This window comes from Stutzerimonas stutzeri (genome assembly GCF_024448935.1).
In the GTDB taxonomy this organism is placed as follows: Bacteria; Pseudomonadota; Gammaproteobacteria; order Pseudomonadales; family Pseudomonadaceae; genus Stutzerimonas; species Stutzerimonas stutzeri_AO.
Genome location: NZ_JAMOIE010000073.1, coordinates 1 through 25,450, shown reverse-complemented (window position 1 = coordinate 25,450; position 25,450 = coordinate 1). Strand labels below are relative to the sequence as shown.

Below are 25,450 nucleotides of genomic sequence, written 5' to 3'. Positions count from 1 at the left end.
CAAATCAGTGTCGGGGCTGTTGCGCAAATGCCGTCAAGCGTTCTCTTGCCGCTTGCAGCTCACCACTTGCAGCTTTTATATCCCTTCGTCGCCCTGATATTCCTCGGTTGCGCGAACAACGGCGTCCCGCCAGTTTCCGGACTCTTCGGCGAGCAGACGCATCGCCTTGAGGCTCGCCTCGAACGCCTGCTGATAATGCTGCGGATTGTTCTCGCTGGCTGCGCGGTCGGCGTGCGCCTGGGCCTCGCTCAGCAACTGGTTGAACTGGTCATGGTCCAGAGCCATGGAAATCTCCTCGTCTTGATGATGAAAGCTTAGACCGCTACCCGACAAAGACGACTCACGCCGACTGGCGGAACAGGCTGCCAGCTGTATCCCGCCCCAGCGCGCGCTCATTTCAATTTCAGACGCCGCGCCAGCTTGTGCAGGTTGCTCGAGTCGACATCCAGTAATCGCGCCGCCTGCGCCCAGTTTTCACCGCAGGCCTCCAGTGCCCGGATGATTGCCTGGCGCTGGGCGCCATCGACGGTTTCGCGCAACGAGACGATCTCAGCCTCCGTCGACAGGGGTTCGACTTCAGCAGCCGGAGCGAAGGCGCCGACGTGTTCGCTGTCCAGATCCAGCAGCTCCGGCTCGAGCGTGAGGATTTCGCTGCGCGAGGCGCCACGGCTGAGCAACCGCAGCGCCGCTCGGCTGATCACATGCTCAAGCTCGCGGACGTTGCCAGGCCAGGCGTAGCCGAGCAATGCCCGCTCGGCGGCCGGTGACAGCCGCATGCTGCGCAAGCCCAGCCGGGCGCGGTTCAGCTCGAGAAAGTAGCCGGCCAGAATCAGGACATCGTTGCCACGCTCGCGTAAAGGCGGGATCGGCGCCGGATAGACCGAAAGCCGGTGATAGAGATCCGCGCGGAAATGTCCGTCTCGCACGCTTTCGCGCAGGTTGCGGTTGGTCGCCGCGATGATGCGTACGTCCACCTGACGCGGCTTGTCGGCCCCGAGGCGCTGGATCTCCCCGTTCTGCAAGGTGCGCAGCAGCTTGGCCTGCACCCCCAGCGGCAGCTCGCCCACCTCGTCCAACAGCAGCGTGCCGCCGTTGGCCGCATCGAAACGTCCGGGACGGTCCGTGGTAGCGCCCGAAAAGGCCCCCTTGACGTGCCCGAACAGCTCGCTCTCGGCCAGCGATTCGGGCAACGCGGCGCAATTGACCAGCACCAGCGGCTTGTTGCGGCGCCGCGAATGTCGATGCAGCCAGCGCGCGAACAGCTCCTTGCCCACGCCGGTTTCGCCCAGCAGCAACACTGGCAGTTCCGAGTCGGCAACCACTTCCAGCTCACGCAACAGCTCGCGGATCACAACGCTTTGCCCCAGGATTTCGCCGTCGCCCGGCACCGGGGTGGTTTCCAGCACGTCGCTGCGGGCCAGCCGCAGGCCGCGATTTTCGTGTTCCAGGCGGGTGATGCGGATGGCTGCCTCGATCACCAGCGTGTAACGCTGCAGATCACGCCGCGCCTCGTCGTCGAAGGTGCCGGCATGCAGCGCATCGAGGGTCAGCGCGCCCCACAGCTTGCCCTCCACGAACAGGCTCACGCCCATGCAATCGTGCACCGGCAGAGGCTCGCCAACATGCGCATCGAGCAGCCCGTCGTAGGGGTCTGACAAACGGCTGTCGGGCTCGAACCAGGTGGGTTCACGCTGCGAGAGGATGGCGGCCAGCCGCGGATGCTGGGCCACCACGAAGCGTCGGCCAAGCGCCTCCTGCACCAGCCCCACCGCAGCCAGCGGGCGCAGGGTGTCCTCGTCGAGACGTAGCAGCACCACCGCACCACAGCGAAACCGCTGATGCAGCGTGTGCACCAGGCGTTGCAGGCGAACCGCATTGGGCAGTTCGGTGACAAGGTCAGCCAGCAGTGCTTCTTCCATCATGGTCATTACTACCCCTAAGGTTTTTTAAACCCTATACCGCCCAGGTACATTTCACCACCATTAATATTTATATCTTATAAATCAATGACTTAATGATGGCATAGCGCTTGCGTTGTTCCGAGCACTTCCACCCTTGGAAACGCCACCATGACCACTGCGCTTACCGAGCAAACCCTGGGCAGCCTGGCCTGCCTGATCCCTGGCGCCACCCGCGTGTTTCGCCATTACAAGCTGGACTTCTGTTGCGCTGGCGACACCCCGCTGCGCGACGCTGCCCTGCAGCGCAACCTTGATGCCCAGGCGATCGCGGATGAGTTGGCGGCATTGGGAAGCGAGTCCACGACCGAGCCTGACTGGCGCAAGATGCCGGCCGGATCGTTGATCGACTACCTGCTCGAACGCTTTCACCAACGTCATCGTGAGCAGTTCCCAGAGCTGATCCGCTTGGCCACCCGTGTCGAGCAGGTGCATGGCAACAAGGCGGACTGCCCGACCGGGCTCGCCGAACATCTGTGGTGCATGCAGCAGGAACTGGAAAGCCACATGCTCAAGGAAGAGCAGATTCTCTTTCCGATGCTGCGCCGCGACATGCAATTGCCGCAGACCCAAGGCCCGATCGCAGTGATGCGCTACGAGCATGACCAGCACGGCGCCGCCCTTCAACGCCTGGCTGAACTCACCGATGACGTCACCCCACCGGCGAACGCCTGCAATACCTGGCGAGCACTGTATCGCGGGCTCGAAGCGCTGCGCGGCGACCTGATGCAGCACATTCATCTGGAGAACACCATCCTGTTCCCCCAGGCGTCTGCGCACTGAGGCGACAACAACGCTACGGGCCAGACGGCCCGCCCCTGCAGTACCGGAGGCGCATATGAAAGCAGTCATCCAACCCTTGGTGTGGGGCCTTGCAATGGCGTCGATGCTGGCGCTGGCCAGTGGCGTGGCACTCGACGTGGTAGTCGATACCGCGCAGGCAACGGTTACTCACGACGGGCACGGCGCGCACGCTGCGCCACCCGCTGGCGGTGAGCAGCAGTGGGCAACCGATGCCGCCCTGCGTGAAGGCATGACGCGCCTCCGCCAGGCCGCCGATGCCGCGCTGCCGGACGATCCGGCGCAACCGATCGGCGAGCGCCAGGCCTTGGCATTGCAGAAGGAGGTCGAGGACAGCGTCTCCTACCTGGTCGCCAACTGCGAATTGTCCGCACAGGCCGACGCGGCGTTGCACGGGTTACTCGCCGACCTGCTCGGCGGTGCCAGGGCATTGGCCGTACCCGCCGAGCGAGCCGACGGCGCCCAACGGCTCCACGTCGCGCTTGAGCGCTATCCAAGCCTGTTCGCTCCGCCGCACTGGCGCGAAACCGTCATGCCGGGTCAGTGAAATCGGACAAGCAGGAGGATCCAGTCTCAGCCATGGCGCTAATCCGGCCTGCGTCAATACCTGTGCCATGCATCTAGGCTAGGCTCCGTAACGACGCTTCATTGCGCTCTGGCGCCTGCCTCGCTCAGCCGGTTTGAGCGCAGCTACCTTCGCCTCCGCCAACCACGATTGCGGGCGGCTGATCATTAGCAATAAGGATGCCTTGCATGGTGCTTCATCGCGTATATAACCAGATTCTTCGCAGCCACCACCTGTTCGAACCCCTGAACGACGAACAGATGGACGAGCTGATGAGCGCCAGCCAGCTGCTCAATCTCGACAAGGGCGACAACCTCTTTCACCAGGGCGAACCGGCGCACTCGTTCTATTTCGTGATTTCCGGCGCAGTGAAGGTCTACCGCCTGACCCCGGACGGACAGGAGAAAGTCTTCGAGGTGATCGGCAATCGCCAGACCTTTGCCGAGGCGATGATGCTGATGGACACGCCCAACTACGTCGCCTCGGCCCAGACCGTGTGCCCGACGCAGGTTTATCGCGTCTCCAACGCCGCGTACATGCGCCTGCTGGAAGCGAACCAGAAGCTCGCCTTTGCCCTGCTCGGCAAACTGAGCGTGCGCTTGCACCAACGCATCAATGAAATCGAGACCCTCTCGTTGAAGAACGCCACTCACCGCGTGGTGCGCTATTTGATGACGCAGCTGGCGCGCCTGAAGGATGAAGGCAACAGCTTCGAGCTGCCCATGGCCAAGCAGCTGATTGCGGGTCACCTGTCGATCCAGCCGGAGACGTTTTCACGGATCATCAGGCGCCTGATCGACGAGCAGATCATCACCCAGGAAGGTCGGCAAATCACCATCCTTGATCGCCAACGCCTCGAATCCTTCGAGTGATCGGAAGCAGCCGCCCCGCTCGACCCGGCCGGCTGCCCGTCCAGGCCGGACGGCTTTTTTCACGCGGTTGACTGCGGTCAACCTTGATCGGTCGTCGGGAATGGCAAGCTGCATGTGACGTAAAGAGGACGCCGCCAATGCCAAAGTGCCTGTACTGCCAGCAACCCAACCCGCCGCAGCAAGCCGAATGCAGCAACTGCGGTATGCCCCTCCCCGCCCTGGCTGATACCGCCGGGGAACGACAGCAAAGCAGTTTTTTCTGGTTTTGCATCGGTCTTGCCATCTTCTGCGCAGTGATGATCGTCTGGTTGCCTCGAAACCTGTTCTAGACGGTTCGTAGTGCGGATCATGCTTGCCCGATCCACGGGGTGGCGATCCACCGGGTGGCGATCCACTGAGCGGTGTGGTGGTGGATGTAAAAAGCGACATCTACCCTACGAATTACCCTCCCTCTGAGGCAACTTCGGGAGAATGGATAGCGACGTCAAGCTTGGCGGGCAACAGCCGCTCGATACATGCCTTGGTGGGCTGAAGCCCACCCTACAAAACCGCCGGCGTGCTCCGACCGCATTGCTGGGCCAGCCAGCAGAGTGGGCTTCCGTCCATCAAAGCAACGTCCTTCCCAAACTGGCAAGCCTAAATACGGCGCGCCATAAGTCCGTAGGGTGGGCTTCAGCCCACCGATGAATACGTCAGAGTCAAGCGAAGCAACTGCGCTAGAAATATAGCCTCGGAACACTGCGTCAATGTCGCGGCATGAACGGGCTATTTCCGCAGGTGAATGGCCAGGCATCAAGCGGCGCAAAGGCTGGTGGGCTGAAACGGAACGCCGCCCGTCCCACACTAGCGTTGCCACGCAATCTGCCTTGGCGGTTCGTAGGGTGGATCACGCTTCACCGATCCACGGGGTGGCGGCCCACCGGGTGGCGGTCCACCGAACCGGGTAACGGTGGATGTGAAAGCGACATCCACCCTACGGCTGTGTCAGTTGCTTGTACAACTGCGGCAGGCGGAACGGCAGTTGTTGCGGCTCCTTGATCAAGGTGAAGCCGTTGGCGCCGAACATGTAGGGCAGGTAATCACCGGCTTCCTGGTCGATGGTGATGCAGAACGGCAGCAGGCCTTGGCGCCTGGCCTCAAGCACCGCCTGGCGGGTGTCTTCGACGCCGTAACGGCCCTCATAAAGGTCCAGGTCATTGGGCTTGCCGTCGGTGACCAGCAGCAACAGCTTGCGTCGCTGCTTGCACTTGCCCAGCAGTTCGGTCGCCTGGCGAATGGCCGCGCCCATACGTGTGTAGTAGCCGGGCTTCAGCGCCTGGATCCGACCACGGGTGTCGTCGCCATAGCGCTGTTTGAAGCGCTTGAGCTCCTGCATGCGCACCTGCTGGCGACGCAGCGAGGAGAACCCGTAGAGGGCGAAATCGTCGCCTACCGCCGACAGGGCTTCGCCGAACAGCAGCAGGCTGTCGGTGATCACGTCGATCACCTTGTGCTCGTCGTCCAGGTGCGCGTCGGTGGACATGGACAGGTCGGCCAGCAGCAGGCAGGCCAGGTCGCGACGATTCTGTCGCTGTTCCATGAACAGCCCGCGCTCGGCGCACTGGCCGTGCTGGCGCTCGACGTGAAAGTCGAGCCAGGCCTGCATGTCCAACTCCGAACCCTGGGGTTGCCCGCGCAGCCATTGCCGATCGTTGCGCAGGTGTTCGAACTGCCGACGCAGCTTGCGCGCCAGCGGGCTCAGTCGCAGCGGCAGGCCCATGGGTTCGGAGCCCCGCGGCAACATCATCTGCAGGCTGACGAAATCGGCCTGCATGCGCTGCTTGCGATAGTCCCATTCGGGTAGCTTGATGCCTTCGCCCAGCGGAATGTCATCCACGTCCGCAGGGGGCAGGTCCAGGTGCAGCTTGAGGCCGCCACCCTTGCGCATGCGCTGACGCGACATGGCGATCTCATCGAGGTCTTCGGCGACGCGTGAGGCGTCTTCGTTTTCGCTGTCGTCACCCTGGCGATCCAGCTCGACATGCTCGGACCAGCTGAACAGGTTTTCCAGGCGGAACAGCATCAGGCCGCCCTTGCTGGTGCTGTCCTCGACACGCTTGGCACGCTTGCGGATGCCCTTCTGCTCGGTCGGCGGCGCCTGCAGATTGTTGTCCTGATCTTCTTCGGCGAGCTCGGTGGCCTGCGGCACGCCGAGATTTTCCGCGGGGTACAGCCACATGGGCAGCGGCCAGGGGGCCACTTCGCTGCGCGGGAATTGCTGAACACTGCCCGGCTCACGCAGGGCCTGGCAGATGGCACGCTCCAGCGCGCCCTCGGCGCGGGGCAGCGTGTCAGGATCGGGCCGCAGCTGCAGATGCGCTTCGACGAGTCGCTGGTAGCGTGGCTGCATCGCCGGGAAACGCTCGAGAATGGCTTGAGTCCAGCGCTGGTTGTCACGCGCCCAGTGGCGCATCTCGCCCGCCTGCGCCGCGAGCAGCGCCAGCCAGCGATACAGATCCTGATTGAGTGAAACTTCGGGGTATACCGCGAGGTTCTGCGGCAGGCGCAGGTTGTTCGCATCGCACCAGGCCACCGGCAATTGCTTGCAGGTGCCGGCGACCTGTTGCAGCAGGTTGCGGCGCAGCAGCAGATCGCGCGCGTTGGCCGCCTCGACACCGGCGCCACTGGCACCGCCCATGGCACGAAACAGCACCGACAGGCTGCGCTGCATGCTTTCCAGCGAGACGTTGGCGTCGGGGAAGTCCGGGCTGGCGCGGCGGGTGATGAAGCGGTGCCAGACACTGCCGATCCACTCTTCAACTTCGATGGTAAAGGCCATGGCGATCGATCCTTAGCGCGGCTTGAAAACAATGACGGCCCGCTGGGTCAGCCGGGCCGTCGATTACATCGGTGTCTTGCCTCAGGCCGCGACGGCGGCCGCAGGTACATCCGTGGTGACCCGCCCACGCTGCCTGAAGCTGCAGAGGTAGAGCACCAGCCCGATGAGGAAGAACACCCCGGCGACCAGCCGCAGCCAGAAGAACACGGCCAGTTGGTCAGCGGTATTCATGAAGGACATCGCCGCGCCGTCAGCCGGAATCCGCTGCAACCAGACCTGCACCACGCCAGCGGCGGTGAGGAACAGGGTGATCGCCACCATCGACAGGGTCATCAACCAGAAGCCCCAGATCTCGATGCGCTGAGCCCGTGCATCCGGCGCCTCACCGAGGCCACGCAGACGCGGCATGGCGTAGCTGATCATGGTCATCACGATCATCGCGTAGGCACCGTAGAACGCCAGGTGGCCATGGGCGGCAGTCAACTGCGAACCGTGGGTGTAGTAGTTCACCGGGGCCAGGGTATGCAGGAAGCCCCACACGCCCGCACCGAGGAAGGCAGTCACGGTCGTGCCGATGGCCCAGAGCGATGCGGCCTTGTTCGGGTGCTGACGGCGACGGCGGTTCACCATGTTCAGCGAGAACAGCACCATGGCAAAGAACGGTAGCGGCTCAAGGGCGGAGAAGATCGAACCCAGCCACAACCAGACCTCGGGCGCACCAATCCAGAAGAAGTGGTGACCGGTACCGATGATGCCGGTGATCAAGGCCATGGCGATGATCACGTAGAGCCACTTCTCGATCACTTCACGGTCGACCCCGGTGATCTTGATCAGCACGAAGGCCAGCATCGAGCCCATGATCAGTTCCCACACCCCTTCCACCCACAGGTGCACCACGAACCACCAGTAGTACTTGTCGCGCGCCAGGTTTTCCGGGTTGTAGAAGGAGAACAGCCAGAACACTGCAAGCCCGATCAGACCGGTCATCATGACCATGCTGACGGCGGTCTTGCGGCCCTTGAGCAGGGTCATGCCAAGGTTGTAGAGAAAGCCCAGGACGACCACCGCGATACCGATCTTGGTGATCGTGGGTTGCTCGAGGAACTCCCGGCCCATGGTCGGCAACAAATCGTTATGGGTCAGTTCCGCCAGACCGGCGTAGGGCACGAAGAGGTAACCCAGGATGGTCAGCACACCGGCAGCAGCAAACACCCAGAACAGGATGATCGCCAGTTTCGGGCTGTGCAGTTCGCGGTCCGCTTCCTCGGGGATGAGGTAGTAGGCCGCGCCCATGAAGCCGAACAACAGCCAGACGATGAGCAGGTTGGTGTGAACCATGCGTGCCACGTTGAACGGCAGCAGCGGAAACAGAAAGTCACCGACGACGTACTGCAGGCCCATGATCAGACCGAACAGGATCTGCCCGACGAACAGAATCAGGGCAAACACGAAGTAGGGTTTGGCAACGGCCTGCGATTGGAACTTGAGATGCGGATTCATGATGCTCATCTCTCAGCCCTCCTTGTTTGGCGGCCAGTTATTGGTATCGATCTTCGATGTCCACTTGAGGAATTCGGCCATATCGTCGACTTCCTGCTCGCTCAGGTTGAACTGAGGCATCGATCTGCGTCCGGGCACACCCAGCGGCTGAGCCTTCATCCAGGCCTGCAGGAATGGCTTGAAAGCCGCATCCTCGCCGCGCCGAACGAAGACGTTGCCCAGCTCCGGTGCAAAGTAGGCTCCCTCACCGAGCAGGCTGTGGCAGCCGATGCAGTTGTTGTTTTCCCAGACCTGTTTGCCTCGCACCACCGCGTCGGTCAGTTCCGATTCGTTGGATCGCTCTGGAAAGGTCTGTTCTGTGTGATAGGTCAGGCCCAAGAATACCAGGAGGAAAAACACGCTTCCCCCGAAGTAGATGTTTCTGGCCATTCCCTTGGTAAAGGTGTCGGACATGGTCGCCTCCTCATGTTGGCGTGGCCAGTTTAAGAAGGGAGCTATCGAAACCTGCTTGATGGCAATCAAGAAAAACCTGAACGCGGTACTGGGTCTTTCGCAGACCCCTGTTCCCTGACAAGGGCCTGGCGCTGAGCCGCGATCTATGTGGGGTTATCGATGCCTTGGCAACGGGGCCGGCGGCGGAACCAGAGCCAGATAGCGGTGCGGCACGATGAGCGACTGCGCGTGCCTGTGTTGGCGGGCTGAAGCGGAGCGCCGCTCGGCCCGCCCTCTGCCGCGTCTTTCGATAATGGATAGGAAGCGGGGCCAGTTGAGAAGCCTATGGCGCAGGCGCCAGGAAGCGCCCCGGGCGCGCGCGGGTCAGCTGCAGCAAAAGCGATCGCCAGCAAGCTGGCTCCTACGACGTGCGATACGGTGCGCGCGTCTGGTCGAGCGCGAAGGGACGCCAAGGCGGTACCCTCGAATCCGCTGCGGAGTCGCAAAAGCGATCGCCAGCAAGCTGGCTCCTACGAAGAACGGAGCAAGGCCGCGCAAGGCTCGTCCACGGTTTCAGCCGCAACTGCGCGTAAGCAAAGCCCGCCAGCCTGGTGACTGATTGTATGAGCACCGATGTCCTATGGAGCCAGCTTGCTGGCGATCGAAGCGCTACCCATACCCTTATCGCGAAGGGCATCCCACCGCGAAAACTTCCGATCAAAGGACGACGCGGGCCGGCTTTCACCAAGTTCGTCGGCGCACCGCTCTTCTGTGTAGGAGCCAGCTTGCTGGCGATCGAGGCTGATGATCGAGGTTCGTCACCTACACCATCATCGCGAACAGGATCCCGCACGCCATCGCCAGGGGCCAGCCGAACAACAGCAGGCGCCACATGACCGGCGCATGGCGCAGCTCCATGAAGCCCTCGGTGATCACCCAGGCCTTGATCAGCGCGACGGCCAGCACGGCGCCGGCAAGCAGCAGCGTCGAACCGGCGTTGCCGAGCAGTACGGTGGCCGTAGACAGGACGGCCAGCGCCAGCCAACACCCGATCAGCACCTTTGAAGCGGACATCACGGCCTCCTCAGTTGATGACGTAGACCAGCGGGAACAGCAGCACCCAGACCATATCGACCATGTGCCAATAGAGCACCCCGGATTCCAGCCCCGCGCAGTCCGCCGCTGTGTAGAGGCCGCGCTGGCAACGCATGGCCATCCAGCCGAGGATCACCATCCCCAACAGCACATGGAGAAAATGAAAGCCGGTAAGAATCCAGTACAGGGTGAAGAAGGTGTTGTGCTCGAGCCCCAGCCCCATCGATGACAGATGGCCGTACTCGTTGAGCTTGAGCACGACGTAAATGCAGGAGGTCGCCAACGCAGCGACCAGCAACAGCGCCCCTCGCCCAGGCCGTGCTGCGCGCACCTGCTCCACGGCCAGCGCCGCGAACAGGCCGGACGTCAGCAGGCTGAGGGTCAGTGCAAGCCCCATGGAACTGTCCAGCGCTGCGCGGCTCCGGCTGAACAGCGCTGGGTTAAGCAACTGGGTCACGGCGAAGGCCAGGATCAGGATGGCGAAGACGGTCAACTCGGCGAGGATAAAGAACCACATCGCCAGATCACCCGGCAGGCGCCGGGAGAGGCTGGTGCGGTCAACCGAAATGGACATCGACCACATCCATCAGCGCCGCGACGGTTTGCGGATCGTCAGACAGCGGCTCGGCCAGGCAAGCCAGGCAGGCCTCGCGCGGGCTCATGCCGGAGCGCATCATCCGCGCAGTGAAAATCAGCAGGCGGGTCGAGGCGACTTCTTCCAGGTCATGCTGTTCGAGTCGGCGCAGTGCCTGCCCGAGCTTGACCACCTGCGCCGCCAGTTCGGCGTCTACCTGCGCCTCGTTGGCAACGATGCGCTGCTCCTCGGCCGCCGGCGGGTAGTCGAAACGCATGGCGACGAAGCGCTGCCGGGTGCTCGGCTTCATCCCCTTGAGCAGGTTCTGGTAACCCGGGTTGTAGCTCACCACCAGCATGAAGCCCGGTGGTGCTTTCAAGGCTTCACCGGTGCGCTCGATGAACAGCTCGCGGCGATCGTCCGCCAGCGGGTGCAGCACCACGGCGGTGTCCTGCCGGGCTTCGACCACTTCGTCCAGGTAGCAGAGGCCACCTTCTCGCACGGCGCGGGTCAGCGGGCCGTCCTGCCACCAGGTGCCCTGGGCACCGATCAGATGACGGCCAACCAGGTCCGCGGCGGAAAGGTCGTCATGGCAGGCCACGGTGTACAGCGGCAGGTTCAGCCGGTGCGCCATGTGCTGCACGAAGCGGGTCTTGCCGCAGCCGGTCGGGCCCTTGATCAGCACCGGCATGCCATGCTTCCAGGCCTGCTCGAAGAGCACCTCTTCGTTGCCCAGCGACTGGTAGAACGGGGCATCGCTCATGCCGACAAGGTTCTCGGGCGCGTTCATTGGCAATACCTCACTGCAGCGGTTGGATTTGACTGGCACCACGCTAATGGTCGCCCCACCGCGCCTCAAGCCGTCCGCCAACGAAGCTTGATTACGATCAAGCCCGACTCGAAATGCACCGATGCGCGGGCGTAACCACCGGCGTTTGACGTGCGCTTTTCCCTTTTCCCGCCTGATCTATCCGCCCCGCGACACGACGTCACGCCTGGGGCATGACGGATCGACTCTTGATTGCCATCAAGCGCTTTCGCACAGAGCCCGCCATAGGATGCAAACCGCAGACAGCAAACCCGGGAACTGCCACATCGCCGTCACTAGCAGGAACCGCAAAAAGCGGTCAGAGGAGATCACTATGAGCAAACCCATACTGGCGGGCGTCATCGCCGGCTTTTCACTGCTCGGCCTGGCAGTTGCCCAGGCCGCGATGAATCCAGAAAACGCCGATGCCGCCTATAAGGGCCAAGCCTCCGCTATCGATCCGGCCAGCGCCCAGGTGGTCCATTCGCCCGGTGCACCCGACCTGAACGCCGCCGAATTCGAGCAGGCCAAAGAGATCTATTTCCAGCGCTGCGCCGGCTGCCACGGTGTGCTGCGCAAGGGTGCAACCGGCAAGGCACTGACGCCGGACATTACCCAGGAACGTGGACAGGCCTATCTCGAGGCGCTGATCACTTACGGCTCGCCCGCCGGCATGCCCAACTGGGGCACCTCCAACGCGCTGAGCAAAGACGAAATCACGCTGATGGCCAAGTACATCCAGCACACCCCGCCAACCCCGCCCGAGTGGGGGATGGCCGAGATGAAGAACTCCTGGAAGGTGCTGGTCAAGCCGGAAGACCGACCAAAGAAGCAAATGAACACGCTGGATCTGCCCAACCTGTTCTCCGTCACCCTGCGTGACGACGGCAAGATCGCGCTGATCGATGGCAAGAGCAAAGAAATCATCAAGACCATCGACACCGGCTACGCCGTGCACATTTCGCGCATGTCCGCCTCCGGCCGTTATCTGTTCGTGATCGGCCGCGACGCCCGGATCGACATGGTCGACCTCTGGGCCAAGGAGCCGGCCAAGGTCGCCGAGATCAAGGTGGGCGTCGAAGCCCGCTCGGTGGAAACGTCGAAGTACAAGGGCTACGAGGACAAGTACGTGATTGCTGGCGACTACTGGCCGCCGCAATACACCATCATGGATGGCGAAACCCTCGAGCCGCTGCAGATCGTCTCGACTCGGGGCATGACCGTGGGCACCCAGGAATACCATCCGGAGCCACGTGTGGCGGCGATCATCGCCTCCCACGAGCACCCGGAGTTCATCGTCAACGTCAAGGAAACCGGCAAGGTGCTGCTGGTCAACTACGAGGACATCGACAACCTGACCACCACCATGATCGGCACCGCGCCGTTCCTGCATGACGGCGGCTGGGACGTCAGCCATCGCTACTTCATGACAGCGGCGAACAACTCGAACAAGGTGGCGGTGATCGATTCGAAAGAGCGCAAGATGGCTGCGTTGGTCGATGTGGGCAAAATCCCGCATCCGGGTCGCGGCGCCAACTTCGTGCATCCGAAGTTCGGTCCGGTCTGGGCGACCAGCCACCTGGGTGATGAAACCATCTCGCTGATCGGCACCGATCCGGACAAGCATCCCGACCAGGCCTGGAAAGTGGTCGAGACGCTCAAGGGCCAGGGCGGCGGCTCGCTGTTCATCAAGACCCATCCGAAGTCCAACCACATCTACCTGGACACCACCTTCAACCCGGACGCCAAGATCAGCCAATCGGCCGCGGTGTTCAACATCGACGATCTGGACGCAGGCTTTACCGTGTTGCCAATCGCCGAATGGGCCGGCGTGACAGACGGTGCCAAGCGCGTCGTGCAACCGGAGTACAACGAAGCGGGCGACGAGGTCTGGTTCTCCGTCTGGAGTGGCCAGGACGAGCAATCGGCTATCGTCGTGGTCGATGACAAGACGTTAAAGCTGAAAAAGGTGATCAAAGACAAAAGGTTGATTACCCCAACCGGTAAATTTAACGTCCATAACACTCAGCACGACGTGTACTGAGTAAAACCGGGGGGGACGCCAAGATCCCCCCCTAGCCTTGAGGAAGTAATTCATGAAAAAAGTTCTCATCCCACTGCTCGCCCTCGGCGGCGCGATGGTCCTGCAGCCCGCCGTGGCTCAGGACGCTGAAGCGCTGTTCAAGAGCAAGCCTTGCGCGGCCTGCCACAGCATCGACGCCAAGCTGGTGGGCCCGGCATTCAAGGAAGTCGCCGCCAAGTACGCCGGCCAGGACGGCGCAGCAGACCTGCTCGCCGGTCACATCAAGAACGGCAGCCAGGGTGTCTGGGGTCCGATCCCGATGCCGCCAAACCCTGTCACCGAGGAAGAAGCCAAAATCCTCGCCGAGTGGGTTCTTAGCCAGAAGTAATAGCGGAGGACATCATGTTTCAGTCCCGCCATGCGGTATTCGGTTGGGGGCTCAGCCTGGTGTCCCTCCTCCCCTTTTCCGCTGCCCTGGCCGACAGCCCTACAGCTGAACGCCAGGCCCAGCTCGAACACCTGCTGGTGCAGGACTGCGGGTCCTGCCACGGCCTGCGCATGACCGGCGGTCTAGGCCCAGCCCTGACACTGGACGCGATTGCCGACAAATCCCGCGACAGCCTGATCGTCACCGTCACCCACGGACGGCCCGGTACTGCCATGCCCGGCTGGAATGCCCTGCTCAGCGACCAGGACATCGCCTGGCTGGTCGATTTACTCCTCGAAGGATACCCAACGCCATGATTCGTCCGTCTTTGCTGCTCGCCATTGCCAGCCTGTTGCTCGGTGCCTGCGCCGAGCAACCGCTCCGCGGCACCGGCGATCTGGGCGTGGTGATCGAGCGCGCCACCGGTGCCCTGCAGATCATCGAAACCAGCGGCCAGACACGGCTCGCCCGCATCGAGGGGCTGGGTGACCTGTCCCACGCCTCGGTGGTGTTTTCCCGCGATCAGCGCTTCGCCTATGTGTTCGGTCGTGACGGCGGCCTGACCAAGGTCGACCTGCTGCGCCAGCGCATCGACAAGCGCGTGATCCAGGGCGGCAACAGCATCGGCGGCGCCATCAGCCAGGACGGCAAGCTGATCGCCGTCGGCAACTACGAGCCCGGCGGCGTCAAGGTCTTCGCCGCCGACACGTTGGAGCTGGTGGCCGACATTCCCGCCACGCCGCTGGCCGATGGCAGCCGCAACTCGCGCGTGGTTGGCGTCATCGACGCGCCCGGACAGCGCTTCATCTACAGCCTGTTCGACACCCATGAAACCTGGCTGCTGGACTTCAGCCAGGGCAACACTGCGCAAATCACCCGCTTCGAGAACGTCGGCAAGCAACCCTATGACGCCCTGCTGACCCCAGAGGGTCGTTACTACATCGCCGGCCTGTTCGGCGAGGACGGCATGGCCAAGATCGACCTCTGGCACACCGTCCGCGGTGTCGAGCGGATCATCGACGGCTACGGCCGTGGCGAGGCAGCGCTGCCGGTCTACAAGATGCCCCACCTCGAGGGCTGGACGGTCGCCGGCAACCAGACCTTCGTCCCGGCCATCGGTCATCACCAGGTGCTGGTGATGGATTCACAGAGCTGGAAGCAGACCGACGCCATCGATGTCGCCGGCCAGCCGGTGTTCGTCATGGCGCGCCCGGACGCCCGGCAGATCTGGGTCAACTTCGCCCACCCGGACAACGGCAAGGTGCAGGTGATCGACAGCGAGACCCACGAAATCATCGCCCAGCTGGAGCCAGGACCGGCCGTGCTGCACATGGAATTCACCGCCCGTGGCGACCAGCTCTGGCTGTCGGTACGTGACGGCAACGAGGTGCAGGTCTGGGACCCCTACACGCTGAAGCTCCTCAAGCGCCTGCCCGCCGACAGCCCGAGCGGTATTTTCTTCAGCAGCCGCGCACACGAAACGGGGTTGTGACATGCAGATCGACCCCCTCAGCCGCCGCCTGATCGACCGCTTTCAACACGGCATGCCACTGTGCGCCGAACCCTATCGCGCCATGGCCGATGCCCTCGACTGCAGCGAAGACGAGGTACTGGCCTGCCTCGAACACCTGGAAAGCAGCGGCGGCCTGTCGCGCATCGGCCCGGTGTTCGAACACAGCCGCGCCGGCGCCAGCACCCTGGTCGCCCTCGCCGTACCCGAAGCGCAGCTGGAACAGGTCGCCGAACGGATCAACCGTTACCCCGAGGTCAACCACAACTACCTGCGCGAGCATCATTACAACCTCTGGTTCGTGCTCACCGGGCCGAACCGCGCCCGCATCGATGCGCTGCTGCGACAGATCGAAGCCGAGACCGGCCTGGTCCCGCTGGACCTGCCGATGCAGGCGGCCTACCGCATCGACCTCGGCTTTCCCATCGGAGACGCGCCATGACATCCCTCCTGAACGACCTCCAGGCATTGCAGTTGCGGCGCCTGCTCGAAACCGGCCTGCCGCTGGCCGCACGTCCCTATCAGCTGCTGGCCGAGCGCGTGGGTGCCAGCGAAGAGGCGGTGCTGGACCAGGTCCGGCGCTGGAGTGATAGCGGCTTGTTTCGGCGCATGGGGTTGGTCATCAAACATCGTGCGCTGGGCTTTCGCGCCAATGCCATGCTGGTGATGGATATCCCGGATGCGTGCGTCGACGCGGTCGGCCGCAAACTCGGCCAAGCGGCGGGTGTGAACCTCTGCTACCAACGGCCGAGGCGCTTACCGGACTGGCCGTACAACCTGTTCTGCATGGTTCACGGTCGTGAGCGCGAGCAGGTCTGCCGACTGATCGAACAGATGCTCGCCGGGAACGGGCTGCATGACGTTCCGCACCAGCTGCTGTTCAGCACCCGCGCGTTCAAGCAGTGCGGCGGGCGTTATGCACCGCCCGCGAGCCAGGTGGCCGCCCATGGATGACCTTGACCGGCGCCTGATCAATCGCCTGCAACTCGGCGTGCCGCTGGTCCGCCATCCCTGGCAGGCGCTGGCCGAGGAACTGGATGCCGACGCCACGCAGCTGCGCGAAGGCGTTCAGGCGCTGCTCGACGATGGCACCCTGACCCGCTTCGGCCCCATGTTCGACATCGAGCGCCTCGGCGGCGCCTTTACCCTTGCCGCACTCTCGGTACCCGAAGCGCGCTTCGACCGCGTCGCCGAGCAACTGGCGGCCATGCCCGAGGTGGCGCACAACTACCGCCGCGAACACGCCTGGAACATGTGGTTTGTGCTCGGCTGCGCGACACCCGAAGGCATCGCCCAGACGATCGCCCGCATCGAAGCCGAGACCGGCCTGCCGGTGCTCAACCTGCCCAAGGAGGAGACCTACCATGTCGGCCTGCACTTCCCGCTCTGACCCGTCAGACGCACCCGGATCGATGGAACTGGCGAAACGCCTGGTCGAACTCACCGAAGCGGGCCTGCCACTGGTGGCTGATCCCTGGGCCTGGCTGGCTGAACGGCTGGGAACCAGCCTCGAGGTCACCCTCGAACTGCTGCAACGGCTGCAGACAGAGGGCGCCATCCGCCGCATCGCCGCCGTGCCCAACCATTACCGCCTGGGCTATCGACACAACGGCATGACCGTCTGGGACGTGGACGACGCAGAGATCGCCCGCCTCGGTCCGTTGATCGGTTCGCAGGCCTTCGTCAGCCATTGCTACCGGCGCCCGCGCCAGCCGGGCTGGCACTACAACCTGTTCGCCATGGTCCATGGCCGCAGCGCCGAGGAAATCGAGGCCTACCGTGCCGAGATTCGCCAGCTGCTCGGCAGCGCCTGCCGGGCCGGGGAAATGCTGGTCAGCAGTCGCATCCTGAAAAAGACCGGGCTGCGTGTGAGCAGTCGTCGCTAGGCCGTTGCCATGCTCTCTCAAGGGCGGGCTTCAGCCCACCTTCACCATGTGCTGTGCTGGTGGGCTGAAGCCCCCCCTACGAACCGTTCGCCATGGTGCATGGCCGCAGCGCCGAAGAAGTCAATGGCTATCGCGTGCAGACCCGCGCATTGCTCGGCAACCGCCGCTAGCGCCGCCGCACAAACCCGTAGCGTGGGCTTCAGCCCACCAGCACCTTTTAGGTAGAACCAATGGGGGGCCGAAGCGCAACGCCGCCCGGCCCACCCTGCCCCGCTTGCGTGCGTCCCCTCCCGTGACCATGGCTTTTATTGTTTCCAGTCAAGGATCGGTCCGTGTCGCTCGGGGATGCTGCATCTATCGAACCGCGCAACCAAGCGTGATGCGGCAGGAGAAACGCGCATGTTGAGAATCAGCCATTACCTGCGTGCCCTCGCCCGGCCTGCCATGCCGGTACTGGGCGCCCGCAGCCCCGGTGCAAGCCGGCCGCCCGTGGTGATCTGGAACCTGCTGCGGCGCTGCAACCTGACCTGCAAGCATTGCTACGCGACGTCAGCGGACAGCGTGTTTCGCGACGAGCTGGATACCGCCGAAGCGTTCAGGGTCATCGATGACCTGCACGAAGCGGGCGTACGCGTGCTGATTCTCTCCGGCGGCGAACCGCTGCTGCGCGACGACATTTTCGAGCTGTCCGAATACGCCCGCGAGAAAGGCTTCTTCGTTGCCCTGTCCACCAACGGCACGCTGATCGATGAGCGCAACATCGACCAGATCGCTGCCGCCAGGTACGACTACGTCGGCATCAGCATCGACGGGCTGGAAGCGGTCCATGACGACTGGCGCCAGCTCAAGGGCAGCTTCGCCGCCTCGATGCACGCCATCGACCTGTGCCGCCAACGTGGCATTCGTGTCGGCCTGCGCACCACCCTGACCCAGAACAACTACCACCAGCTGCCCGACCTGCTGGCGCTGATGCGCGAGCACGACGTGCAGAAGTTCTACCTCTCGCACCTCAACTACAGCGGCCGCGGCAAGCGCAGCCGCAAGGCCGACGCCCATCACCAGATGACCCGCGACGCCATGTACCAGCTGTTCGAGCAAGCCTGGGACGACGTGCAGAACGGCCGCGAAACCGATTTCGTCAGTGGCAACAACGATGCCGACGCCATCCTGCTGCTGCAGTGGGTGGCAACCCATCTGCCACCGCACCGCGATCGTCTGGAGCAGATGTTGCGCGCCTGGGGCGGCAATGCGTCGGGTGGCGGCATCGCCAATATCGACAACATCGGCGACGTGCACCCGGATACCTACTGGTGGCAGCACACCGTCGGCAATGTGCGGCGGCAGTCGTTCCGTGAACTCTGGCTGGACAATCCCGAGCCGCTGCTCACCGAGCTGCGCCAGCACCCCCGCGCCGTGACCGGACGCTGCGCCGAGTGCCGCTGGCTATCGATCTGCAACGGCAACACCCGCACCCGCGCCTGGGCTGCAGGCAACCTCTGGGGCGAAGACCCCGGCTGCTACCTCAGTGACCAGGAGATCGGTCTGCCACAACCGCAGTGCATTCCCAGCATCGCCCTTTGACGAAGAGCGGCCCCAAGGCCGCCCCGTACATACCGCCAGCCCGATGAGATTCTCAGGAGTTCGCATGGATCAGCCAACCACTCTCCCCGCTTCACTTGGCGCGACCCTGGCCCCGGGCGAAGTCGCGCTCGTCGGCGCCGGCCCCGGCGACCCGGGCCTGCTCACCCTGCGTGCCTGGAGTCTGCTCCAGCAAGCCGATGCAGTGGTCTACGACCGCCTCGTCAGTGACGATCTGATGAAGCTGATACCTGAGCGCTGCGCACGTCACTACGTCGGCAAGACCAGTGGCTACCACAGCCTGCCGCAGCCGCAGATCAATCAGCTGCTGGTGGATCTGGCGCAGCAGAACCTCCGCGTGGTGCGCCTCAAGGGCGGCGACCCCTTTATCTTCGGCCGCGGCGCGGAAGAACTCGAATACCTGCTCGCCCATGGCATCAACGGTCAGGTGGTGCCAGGCATTACCGCCGCAGCGGGTTGCAGCGCCTATGCCGGGATTCCGCTGACTCACCGCGACCTGGCGCACTCCTGTCAGTTCATCACCGGTCACCTGCAGGAAGACGGCGCTCTACAGCTGCCCTGGAGTAGCCTGGTCGAGGGCAAGCAGACCCTGGTGTTCTACATGGGCCTGGCCAGCCTTGGCGAGATCTCGCGCAACCTGATTGCCGCCGGCCTGCCGGTCGACACCCCCGCCGCGTTGATCGGCAACGGTACCCGCGCCGATCAGCGGGTGGTGCGCTGCACCCTGAAACAGCTGCCCTCGATGGCGCAGGCACAACAACTGAAACCTCCTACCTTGACCGTGATAGGGCAAGTGGTCGGCCTGTTCGCCAATCAATCACTGGCGTTTCCGGCGCGCCTATGTGCCGCGCACAGCTCACAAGAAGCGGTTCTGGAGGCGCTATGCGACTGATCCCCTTCGCCCTGCTCATGCTCTGCGGGGCCATTCAGGCCGCCCCGGAGGCCGTGTCGCTGGAGCAGGCCGGCGTGCTCTATGAGCAACACTGCCAGAGCTGCCACGGTGCCAATCGTCTAGGCGGGGCCGGGCCCGCATTGCTACCCGAAAGCCTTAGCCGAATCAAACCAGATGAGGCGCGCGCGGTGATTCACAACGGCCGTCCGGCCAGCCAGATGGCCGCCTTCGGTGATCGCCTGAACCCTGCGCAAATCGATGCGCTGGTCAGCTACCTCTACCAACCGGCCGCCACCCCACCGACCTGGAGCGATGCCGACATCCGCGCCAGCCAGCGCATCCTCACCGACGTCGACACGCTGCCGAACACACCGCAGCACAGCGCCGATCCGCTCAACCTGTTCGTCGTGGTCGAGGCCGGCAACCATCACGTGCGCATACTGGACGGCGATCGCTTCGAGGAGCTGGCCAACTTCCAGTCACACTTCGCCCTGCACGGCGGGCCGAAGTTCTCGCCGGATGGCCGTTTCGTCTACTTCGCCTCGCGGGACGGCTGGATCAGTCTTTACGACCTGCACAACCTGACCATGATCGCCGAGGTACGGGCCGGGCTGAACACCCGCAACCTGGCGGTCAGCAACGACGGGCGCTGGGTGCTGGTGGGCAACTACCTGCCGGGCAACCTGGTCTTGCTGGACGCACGCGATCTGTCACTGGTCAAACACATCCCGACCCTGGGCGCGGACGGCACCCAATCGCGGGTCAGCGCCGTTTACACCGCACCGCCGCGTGACAGCTTCGTGGTGGCGCTGAAAGACGTCAAAGAAGCCTGGGAAATTTCCTACGCCGGCGAGCCGGATTTCCAGCCACGGCGCATCGTGGCGGCCGACTTCCTTGACGACTTCTCGTTCACGCCGGATTACCGCTATCTGCTGGCCACCTCGCGCAAGGCACTCGGCGGGCAGGTCATCGATCTCGATACCGGCAAGGCGGTCACCGACATTCCGTTGCCGGGCATGCCGCACCTGGGCTCGGGCATCTACTGGAAACGCGGCGGCAACTGGGTATTCGCCACGCCCAACGTAAGCAAGGGGCTGATTTCGGTGCTCGATCTGCAGAGCTGGGAACTGATCAAGGAAATCCCCACCGAGGGGCCGGGGTTCTTCATGCGCAGCCACCTCAACTCACCCTACGCCTGGACCGACGTGTTCTTCGGCCCCAACAACGATGCGGTGCACCTGATCGACAAGCAGACCCTGGAGGTCGCCCATACGCTAAGGCCGATGCCCGGGAAGAATGCGGCACATGTCGAGTTCACCAACGACGGTCGCTACGCGCTGCTTAGCGTCTGGGACACCGATGGCGCACTGATCATCTATGACGCCAGGACATTGAAGGAGATCAAGCGCATTCCGATGAACAAGCCGTCCGGCAAGTACAACGTCGGCAACAAGATCGAGTTTGCCGAAGGCACCTCGCACTGAGCAACCGGCAACCAGCGCTTTCCTTCAGCCTCGGCGCCGCTGGCGCTGCAGTATCTGCGGCAGCACGGCGGTCGCGGGGCTACTTCCGCACGCGCGTGGTCCAACGCTACCTTGACGAAGGCGTGCTCAAGCGGGTCGAGCAGGCGCCCGCGTTCAGCTATCCGGTCTCTCGGCTGTACCCGCATGCCGCCGCGTCGCCGGCGCTGCAGCGTGCCGTTGCGCTGCTGCGAGAAGCTGCCGAAAAGGAATACGACTGGTCGCGCTGGAACTACGAAATCCAGCCGGGCAAATCCAGACAAAACGCCAGGACAACGACGGCTCAGCTGCTCAGCCGCTTCATCCAGTTCTGGTAAAGCCCGGCGACCAGGTCGCTCTGGGTGATCATGCCGACCAGGCGCTGCTCGGCGTCGACCACCGGCAGGCACGACATGCCGCGGTCGGCCAGCAGATGGACCAGGTCGGCGAGCTGCGCATCTTCATGCACCGAAACCACCGGCGCGCTCATGATCCGCTCCACTCGCACCTCGCGACCGAACGTCAGCCGCCGCAGGTTGAGCCATGACGGGCTGGGCTCGACGTGCTGCAGCAGATCGGTCAGGGTGAGAATGCCCACCAGCTTGCCGCTGCCCGGCTCGAGCACGGCCAGCGAATGCAGACGGTGCCGACGCACGATGTCCCAGGCCTGACGCATCCGCGCCGCGGGATCGACCCAGTGCAACTCGCGGCACATGATGTCGGCAGCGGTGACGGTACCCATGCTGCGGCGAATGGCATGAGTCTCGGTGCGTTTGATCAGGTCCACCAGGTCGTCGCGGGTGATGTCGACGTACTCACCGAAATCCTCCAGTGCACGGTCCACGTCATCGCTGGTGAAGCTCATCCGCGCCTCCCCCAGCGGGACACTGCCAGTCTGCTCAGCGCCACTGGCCGCGCGCGGTTTGGGATAGGGATGGCGCGTGAGGTTGTTGTAGACCAACGCAGCGGCAATCAGCAGCAGCGAGTTGAAGGCCACCGGGATCAGCAGGCCATAACCCAACTCGCTGATCCCCGGCCCGCCGATGGCGGCGACCATCGCCAGCGCACAGCTTGGCGGATGCATGCAGCGCAGCAGGAACAGACAGGCAATGGCCAGGCACACGGCCAGCACCGCCGCTGCCACCGTGGGCAAGGCACTGGCGCCCAGCGCGATGCCAATGGTCGCCGCAATGAGGTTGCCACCGAGCACTGACCAGGGTTGGGCGAAGGGACTCGACGATGCACTGAAGAGGATCACCGCCGAGGCCCCGGCTGGCGCGACGATATGCAGCGTGACCGGGCCGCCGAACAGCCAAAGACCGATGGAAACCATTGGCAGCACCACCAGACCCACCCCGATCACCGCGCGCAGCCATTCCTTCGGCCCCACGCTCAATGGCACCGGAAAGAAGGATCGCAGCCAGTCGTTGAAAGGGTCTTGCATGGGCTCGGCTTGGAAGAGGTACAGCACTCAGGCACTGCGATTATGCCACAGGTTCCGGCCGTGCCTCCCGCGGGCTGCGGTGCAGGGCGCCAGCGCCACAGGCAAGGGGCTGGCACCCAGCGCAATACCGATGGCAGCGGCCAACAGGTCAGCGGGACGCGCCGACAAAGGCATGGGCGCAAAGGATTCTGCTCGGCCTGCGTGCGGTTTTCGCTCTGCTGGCCGCTGAGCTATTCGAACGAGTCGCCCAGATGCTCGACCGAATGGCTGAAGCGGACCAGATTGCCGGCAACGCCACGCTGCCACGGTAATGATGCAGCTGAGGTTGCCCGTCGCGGGTTCAGTGAAGCGTGTAACCATTGTCGACCACCCAATCCTGGCCGTAGATGCCACGCGCGCCCTGCGAGAGCTGGAACAGGATGACATCGGCCACCGCAGCAGATTCGAGGAAATGTCCCGGTAGCAGGCGCAGGGTGATGCCTTCGGCCACTTGCTCGAGTTGCGCATCGGGCAGCCCCAGCGTGCCCCAGATCGCGGTGGCCGTCGGCCCCGGGGAAACCACATTGATGCGCACGTTCAGCGGAGCGAACTCCACCGCCAGCGTGCGGGCATGTGCGACCAGTGCGGCTTTGCTGGCGATATAGGCAGCCAGCCCGGGGAAGCTACTGTGGGTCAGGAAGGTGCCGACGAACACCACCGATGCGGGTTTGGCCAATTCGGCACGCAACGCGCCCAGGGTGCTCAGCGCGCCGGCTCCGTTGACCGCCCATTGGCGCTCGAAACAAGCCACGTCGAGGCTGTCGCCCAACTCGGCGATGCCCGCGTTCGGCACCAGATAGTCCACCGGACCCAGCTCGGCAGCCCGACGCGCCAGCAGCTGTAGATCATCCGCCGAGGTCACGTCGCCCTCGACCCAGTGCAGGTGCTCAGGATAGGTTTCCATCAGCTGCGCCAAGCCGCCCGGGCTGCGCGACATGGCCAATACTCGCGCGCCGCGCTGCAGCAGTGCGGTGCACAGCGCCAAGCCGATACCCGAACTGGCACCGGTGACCACAGCCAGGCGTTCATTGAATTCATTTTTCATCATCATCTCCGATGCCGGCAATCGCCGGGCCGCAGGCTGCCCGTCCCGGAATGGGCAGGCAGCATTTCTTTAGGGGGTGGCGGGATAAGAGGTTTGTTCAGCGTCTAGCCTGGGTGGCCATCGACCCTCGCGGTGAGCAGCATCGGTGCATAGCGCCAGGCATACAGGGCGAACGCCAGCGTCCAGCAGATCGCCGCGAGCCACAGGCCAGGCAGTGGCCATTCGGTCACCAGAAACACCCGCGAGGCGGCACCGAGGTTGAACAATACGAAGGCGCTGACGATGCCAGAGGGCAGCTGCAACGGCCGGCCGGTATGCCCGAGCGTGACGCGAGCAATCATCGCCAGGATCAAGCCGCTCATGGAACCGACCGACAGCGCGTGCAGCGACGAGCTGGAGCTGCCCAGCAGACCGAAATTCCACAGCGCCAACCCGGTTGCGGCGATCACCAGCCAGAGCATGGCCAGGTGCAGCGACCACAACAACGGCACGCGCCAGATGCCGCTGTCATACCAGCGCACCAGCCGCAGCAGGTGCCCGGCGCCAATGGCGAGAAACAGCACGCCGAGCCCGAGATTTTGCTGCAGGGCAACGCCGGCGGCATAGAGCGCCGCGATCAGACCGGTCCCCACCAGCAGCGCCACGTCCAGCCAGAGCCATGGCTTGACCGCTTCGGTGCGGCCGAGACCACGCTGGGTGAAGAAGGGAATCACGCGGCCGCCGATGATGGCCATCAGCGCCGCCACCAGCCATAGCCCGGCGAGCACGCCCTGGCGCTGCAAACCGTCATCGCCCAGCGCGATGCCACAGAGCACCAGCACATCGGCCGCCGTCATCAGGCCGAGCACGGCGATGATCGGGTAGTTGCGCTTCTGCCTGGCCACCCAGAGCATGCGCGCCATCAGCCCGGTTACACCCAGCAGGAACAGCAGATCGAGCGGAATCAGCAGCGCCAACGGCAGCCCGAACAACCAGCCGAGACGCGCCAGCAGCCAGACCACCGCCAGCGCCATCAGCCTGCTGCCCGATACGCCAGGCTGACCGGTCCAGGTCTGCCCTGCCGTCAGCAGAAAGCCGGCGACGATAGCCATGGCGAAACCGAACAGCATTTCGTGGCGGTGCCAGGCGAGCCAGCCACCGGTGGGCTGGAAGCCCGGCCAGAGCCCGGTCCAGGCAGCGACCCAGAGCGGAATTGCGAGCAGCGCGAAGAGGCTGCCGCCGAGAAAAAACGGGCGAAAGGCGAGCCGCCAGACGGGCGGGATACTCAAGGCTTTTCGCCGATCGATAACTTGCACAAAGGCCTCCTGAGCTTGCTCGTATCTGCCTGGAGGAGCAAAGCCCTGCCGGTCAGAACAGTGATCGCTCCGGAATCGCGGAGCCAGGCCTACTTTTTACAGGGTTGGGGGCTTTGGCAGACTTGATTGCAATCATCTTTTTTTTGGAGGGAGCCTGGCGGCGACCGCCGGCAGGTCTCTACGAGCTCAGTCCCAGCGCGTCGAACGCACCGCCCCAGCAGGAGCCAGCTTGCTGGCGATCCGGGCTCGCGCAGGTAACCGGCACCAGGCGGACGCCGAACGATGATCGCGAGCAAGCTCGCTCCTACGAAAAGCGGACCGATGTCGAGTCAGCTTCGTGAGCAGTGGGTTGAACGCACCGCCCCAGC

General features: G+C 63.8%; 26 protein-coding genes and 1 pseudogene. 16 read left to right on the top strand and 11 right to left on the bottom strand.

Annotation, left to right across the window (positions count from 1 at the left end):
• Positions 1 to 75 precede the first annotated feature (75 nt).
• Both NA637_RS18290 and norR read right to left on the bottom strand, forming a co-directional pair.
• Positions 76 to 285 carry a hypothetical protein gene (locus NA637_RS18290; protein ID WP_256073732.1) on the bottom strand — a complete coding sequence of 70 codons (210 nt, stop codon included), beginning with the start codon at positions 283 to 285 and terminating at the stop codon, positions 76 to 78.
• Positions 286 to 392: 107 nt separating this feature from the next.
• The gene (gene norR, locus NA637_RS18285; protein ID WP_256073735.1) at positions 393 to 1,922 is read right to left on the bottom strand and encodes a nitric oxide reductase transcriptional regulator NorR; all 1,530 of its coding nucleotides are present in this window, start codon (positions 1,920 to 1,922) and stop codon (positions 393 to 395) included.
• Between the two features lie 147 nt (positions 1,923 to 2,069).
• On the opposite strand from norR, the gene ytfE reads away from it, so the two are divergent.
• The 4 genes from ytfE to NA637_RS18265 all read left to right on the top strand — a co-directional run bounded on the left by ytfE (position 2,070) and on the right by NA637_RS18265 (position 4,525).
• Complete coding sequence (gene ytfE / locus NA637_RS18280) at positions 2,070 to 2,741, top strand: iron-sulfur cluster repair protein YtfE (RefSeq protein ID WP_256073731.1); 672 nt, start codon at positions 2,070 to 2,072, stop codon at positions 2,739 to 2,741.
• Positions 2,742 to 2,796: 55 nt separating this feature from the next.
• Positions 2,797 to 3,306: a DnrO protein gene (locus tag NA637_RS18275; protein ID WP_256073730.1), complete on the top strand. Its 510-nt coding sequence runs from the start codon at positions 2,797 to 2,799 to the stop codon at positions 3,304 to 3,306.
• A 206-nt stretch (positions 3,307 to 3,512) separates the two neighbouring features.
• Entirely contained in the window at positions 3,513 to 4,196 is a 684-nt protein-coding gene (locus tag NA637_RS18270) for a Crp/Fnr family transcriptional regulator (protein ID WP_256073729.1), read from the top strand.
• A gap of 137 nt (positions 4,197 to 4,333) precedes the next feature.
• Positions 4,334 to 4,525 carry a DnrP protein gene (locus tag NA637_RS18265; RefSeq protein WP_256073728.1) on the top strand — a complete coding sequence of 64 codons (192 nt, stop codon included), beginning with the start codon at positions 4,334 to 4,336 and terminating at the stop codon, positions 4,523 to 4,525.
• Positions 4,526 to 5,169: 644 nt separating this feature from the next.
• Here NA637_RS18265 and NA637_RS18260 read toward each other — a convergent pair.
• The 6 genes from NA637_RS18260 to NA637_RS18235 all read right to left on the bottom strand — a co-directional run bounded on the left by NA637_RS18260 (position 5,170) and on the right by NA637_RS18235 (position 11,405).
• Complete coding sequence (locus tag NA637_RS18260) at positions 5,170 to 7,014, bottom strand: nitric oxide reductase activation protein NorD (protein WP_256073727.1); 1,845 nt, start codon at positions 7,012 to 7,014, stop codon at positions 5,170 to 5,172.
• 81 nt (positions 7,015 to 7,095) lie between these two features.
• Positions 7,096 to 8,523: a cbb3-type cytochrome c oxidase subunit I gene (locus NA637_RS18255; RefSeq protein ID WP_256073726.1), complete on the bottom strand. Its 1,428-nt coding sequence runs from the start codon at positions 8,521 to 8,523 to the stop codon at positions 7,096 to 7,098.
• A 3-nt stretch (positions 8,524 to 8,526) separates the two neighbouring features.
• Entirely contained in the window at positions 8,527 to 8,967 is a 441-nt protein-coding gene (locus NA637_RS18250; RefSeq protein WP_256073725.1) for a c-type cytochrome, read from the bottom strand.
• 801 nt (positions 8,968 to 9,768) lie between these two features.
• Positions 9,769 to 10,020, bottom strand: a complete 252-nt coding sequence (locus NA637_RS18245) for a cytochrome C oxidase subunit IV family protein (RefSeq protein ID WP_046164074.1) — start codon at positions 10,018 to 10,020, stop codon at positions 9,769 to 9,771.
• A gap of 10 nt (positions 10,021 to 10,030) precedes the next feature.
• Positions 10,031 to 10,615 (bottom strand): cytochrome c oxidase subunit 3, encoded by a 585-nt coding sequence (locus NA637_RS18240; RefSeq protein WP_256073724.1) that lies wholly within the window; start codon positions 10,613 to 10,615, stop codon positions 10,031 to 10,033.
• A complete protein-coding gene (locus tag NA637_RS18235; protein ID WP_272889198.1) occupies positions 10,599 to 11,405 on the bottom strand; it encodes a CbbQ/NirQ/NorQ/GpvN family protein in 807 nt (268 codons plus the stop codon). The genes NA637_RS18240 and NA637_RS18235 overlap by 17 nt, the downstream gene beginning before the upstream one ends.
• A gap of 352 nt (positions 11,406 to 11,757) precedes the next feature.
• Between NA637_RS18235 and NA637_RS18230 the strand changes: the two genes are divergently transcribed.
• The 12 genes and pseudogenes from NA637_RS18230 to NA637_RS18175 all read left to right on the top strand — a co-directional run.
• Positions 11,758 to 13,467, top strand: coding sequence for a nitrite reductase (locus NA637_RS18230; RefSeq protein WP_272889197.1), 1,710 nt, complete (start codon positions 11,758 to 11,760; stop codon positions 13,465 to 13,467).
• A 52-nt stretch (positions 13,468 to 13,519) separates the two neighbouring features.
• A complete protein-coding gene (locus NA637_RS18225) occupies positions 13,520 to 13,834 on the top strand; it encodes a c-type cytochrome (RefSeq protein ID WP_256073723.1) in 315 nt (104 codons plus the stop codon).
• A 14-nt stretch (positions 13,835 to 13,848) separates the two neighbouring features.
• Positions 13,849 to 14,190 carry a c-type cytochrome gene (locus NA637_RS18220; RefSeq protein ID WP_256073722.1) on the top strand — a complete coding sequence of 114 codons (342 nt, stop codon included), beginning with the start codon at positions 13,849 to 13,851 and terminating at the stop codon, positions 14,188 to 14,190.
• Positions 14,187 to 15,365 (top strand): cytochrome D1 domain-containing protein, encoded by a 1,179-nt coding sequence (locus tag NA637_RS18215; RefSeq protein WP_256073721.1) that lies wholly within the window; start codon positions 14,187 to 14,189, stop codon positions 15,363 to 15,365. The genes NA637_RS18220 and NA637_RS18215 overlap by 4 nt, the downstream gene beginning before the upstream one ends.
• Position 15,366: 1 nt before the next feature.
• Entirely contained in the window at positions 15,367 to 15,825 is a 459-nt protein-coding gene (locus tag NA637_RS18210; RefSeq protein WP_256073720.1) for an Lrp/AsnC family transcriptional regulator, read from the top strand.
• Complete coding sequence (locus NA637_RS18205; RefSeq protein WP_256073719.1) at positions 15,822 to 16,337, top strand: AsnC family protein; 516 nt, start codon at positions 15,822 to 15,824, stop codon at positions 16,335 to 16,337. The genes NA637_RS18210 and NA637_RS18205 overlap by 4 nt, the downstream gene beginning before the upstream one ends.
• Positions 16,330 to 16,773, top strand: coding sequence for an Lrp/AsnC family transcriptional regulator (locus NA637_RS18200; protein ID WP_256073718.1), 444 nt, complete (start codon positions 16,330 to 16,332; stop codon positions 16,771 to 16,773). The genes NA637_RS18205 and NA637_RS18200 overlap by 8 nt, the downstream gene beginning before the upstream one ends.
• Positions 16,748 to 17,269, top strand: a complete 522-nt coding sequence (locus NA637_RS18195; RefSeq protein ID WP_256073717.1) for a nitrite reductase — start codon at positions 16,748 to 16,750, stop codon at positions 17,267 to 17,269. The genes NA637_RS18200 and NA637_RS18195 overlap by 26 nt, the downstream gene beginning before the upstream one ends.
• A gap of 399 nt (positions 17,270 to 17,668) precedes the next feature.
• Entirely contained in the window at positions 17,669 to 18,850 is a 1,182-nt protein-coding gene (gene nirJ, locus NA637_RS18190) for a heme d1 biosynthesis radical SAM protein NirJ (protein WP_256073716.1), read from the top strand.
• A gap of 64 nt (positions 18,851 to 18,914) precedes the next feature.
• Positions 18,915 to 19,760 (top strand): uroporphyrinogen-III C-methyltransferase, encoded by an 846-nt coding sequence (gene cobA, locus NA637_RS18185; RefSeq protein ID WP_256073714.1) that lies wholly within the window; start codon positions 18,915 to 18,917, stop codon positions 19,758 to 19,760.
• Entirely contained in the window at positions 19,751 to 21,244 is a 1,494-nt protein-coding gene (locus tag NA637_RS18180; RefSeq protein WP_256073713.1) for a nitrite reductase, read from the top strand. The genes cobA and NA637_RS18180 overlap by 10 nt, the downstream gene beginning before the upstream one ends.
• A 14-nt stretch (positions 21,245 to 21,258) precedes the next feature.
• Positions 21,259 to 21,522: pseudogene (locus NA637_RS18175) on the top strand (LysR family transcriptional regulator); the annotation flags it as partial.
• Between the two features lie 41 nt (positions 21,523 to 21,563).
• On the opposite strand, the gene NA637_RS18170 reads toward NA637_RS18175, so the two are convergent.
• The 3 genes from NA637_RS18170 to NA637_RS18160 form a co-directional block, all read right to left on the bottom strand.
• On the bottom strand, positions 21,564 to 22,703 hold the full coding sequence (locus NA637_RS18170) for an HPP family protein (protein ID WP_256073712.1): 1,140 nt from the start codon (positions 22,701 to 22,703) through the stop codon (positions 21,564 to 21,566).
• A gap of 340 nt (positions 22,704 to 23,043) precedes the next feature.
• Entirely contained in the window at positions 23,044 to 23,787 is a 744-nt protein-coding gene (locus NA637_RS18165; protein WP_256073711.1) for an SDR family NAD(P)-dependent oxidoreductase, read from the bottom strand.
• A gap of 104 nt (positions 23,788 to 23,891) precedes the next feature.
• On the bottom strand, positions 23,892 to 25,082 hold the full coding sequence (locus NA637_RS18160) for an NnrS family protein (RefSeq protein WP_256073710.1): 1,191 nt from the start codon (positions 25,080 to 25,082) through the stop codon (positions 23,892 to 23,894).
• Positions 25,083 to 25,450: the final 368 nt, after the last annotated feature.

Coding starts and splice junctions, on each gene's coding strand:
- cobA (WP_256073714.1), top strand. CDS start 18,915: ATGGATCAGCCAACCACTCTCCCCGCTTCACTTGGCGCGACCCTGGCC.
- NA637_RS18170 (WP_256073712.1), bottom strand. CDS start 22,703: ATGCAAGACCCTTTCAACGACTGGCTGCGATCCTTCTTTCCGGTGCCA.
- NA637_RS18195 (WP_256073717.1), top strand. CDS start 16,748: ATGTCGGCCTGCACTTCCCGCTCTGACCCGTCAGACGCACCCGGATCG.
- NA637_RS18270 (WP_256073729.1), top strand. CDS start 3,513: ATGGTGCTTCATCGCGTATATAACCAGATTCTTCGCAGCCACCACCTG.
- nirJ (WP_256073716.1), top strand. CDS start 17,669: ATGTTGAGAATCAGCCATTACCTGCGTGCCCTCGCCCGGCCTGCCATG.
- NA637_RS18165 (WP_256073711.1), bottom strand. CDS start 23,787: ATGAAAAATGAATTCAATGAACGCCTGGCTGTGGTCACCGGTGCCAGT.
- NA637_RS18260 (WP_256073727.1), bottom strand. CDS start 7,014: ATGGCCTTTACCATCGAAGTTGAAGAGTGGATCGGCAGTGTCTGGCAC.
- NA637_RS18240 (WP_256073724.1), bottom strand. CDS start 10,615: ATGTCCATTTCGGTTGACCGCACCAGCCTCTCCCGGCGCCTGCCGGGT.
- NA637_RS18230 (WP_272889197.1), top strand. CDS start 11,758: ATGAGCAAACCCATACTGGCGGGCGTCATCGCCGGCTTTTCACTGCTC.
- norR (WP_256073735.1), bottom strand. CDS start 1,922: ATGATGGAAGAAGCACTGCTGGCTGACCTTGTCACCGAACTGCCCAAT.
- NA637_RS18220 (WP_256073722.1), top strand. CDS start 13,849: ATGTTTCAGTCCCGCCATGCGGTATTCGGTTGGGGGCTCAGCCTGGTG.
- NA637_RS18210 (WP_256073720.1), top strand. CDS start 15,367: ATGCAGATCGACCCCCTCAGCCGCCGCCTGATCGACCGCTTTCAACAC.
- NA637_RS18245 (WP_046164074.1), bottom strand. CDS start 10,020: ATGTCCGCTTCAAAGGTGCTGATCGGGTGTTGGCTGGCGCTGGCCGTC.
- NA637_RS18255 (WP_256073726.1), bottom strand. CDS start 8,523: ATGAGCATCATGAATCCGCATCTCAAGTTCCAATCGCAGGCCGTTGCC.
- ytfE (WP_256073731.1), top strand. CDS start 2,070: ATGACCACTGCGCTTACCGAGCAAACCCTGGGCAGCCTGGCCTGCCTG.
- NA637_RS18180 (WP_256073713.1), top strand. CDS start 19,751: ATGCGACTGATCCCCTTCGCCCTGCTCATGCTCTGCGGGGCCATTCAG.
- NA637_RS18225 (WP_256073723.1), top strand. CDS start 13,520: ATGAAAAAAGTTCTCATCCCACTGCTCGCCCTCGGCGGCGCGATGGTC.
- NA637_RS18250 (WP_256073725.1), bottom strand. CDS start 8,967: ATGTCCGACACCTTTACCAAGGGAATGGCCAGAAACATCTACTTCGGG.
- NA637_RS18235 (WP_272889198.1), bottom strand. CDS start 11,405: ATGAACGCGCCCGAGAACCTTGTCGGCATGAGCGATGCCCCGTTCTAC.
- NA637_RS18290 (WP_256073732.1), bottom strand. CDS start 285: ATGGCTCTGGACCATGACCAGTTCAACCAGTTGCTGAGCGAGGCCCAG.
- NA637_RS18205 (WP_256073719.1), top strand. CDS start 15,822: ATGACATCCCTCCTGAACGACCTCCAGGCATTGCAGTTGCGGCGCCTG.
- NA637_RS18265 (WP_256073728.1), top strand. CDS start 4,334: ATGCCAAAGTGCCTGTACTGCCAGCAACCCAACCCGCCGCAGCAAGCC.
- NA637_RS18275 (WP_256073730.1), top strand. CDS start 2,797: ATGAAAGCAGTCATCCAACCCTTGGTGTGGGGCCTTGCAATGGCGTCG.
- NA637_RS18200 (WP_256073718.1), top strand. CDS start 16,330: ATGGATGACCTTGACCGGCGCCTGATCAATCGCCTGCAACTCGGCGTG.
- NA637_RS18215 (WP_256073721.1), top strand. CDS start 14,187: ATGATTCGTCCGTCTTTGCTGCTCGCCATTGCCAGCCTGTTGCTCGGT.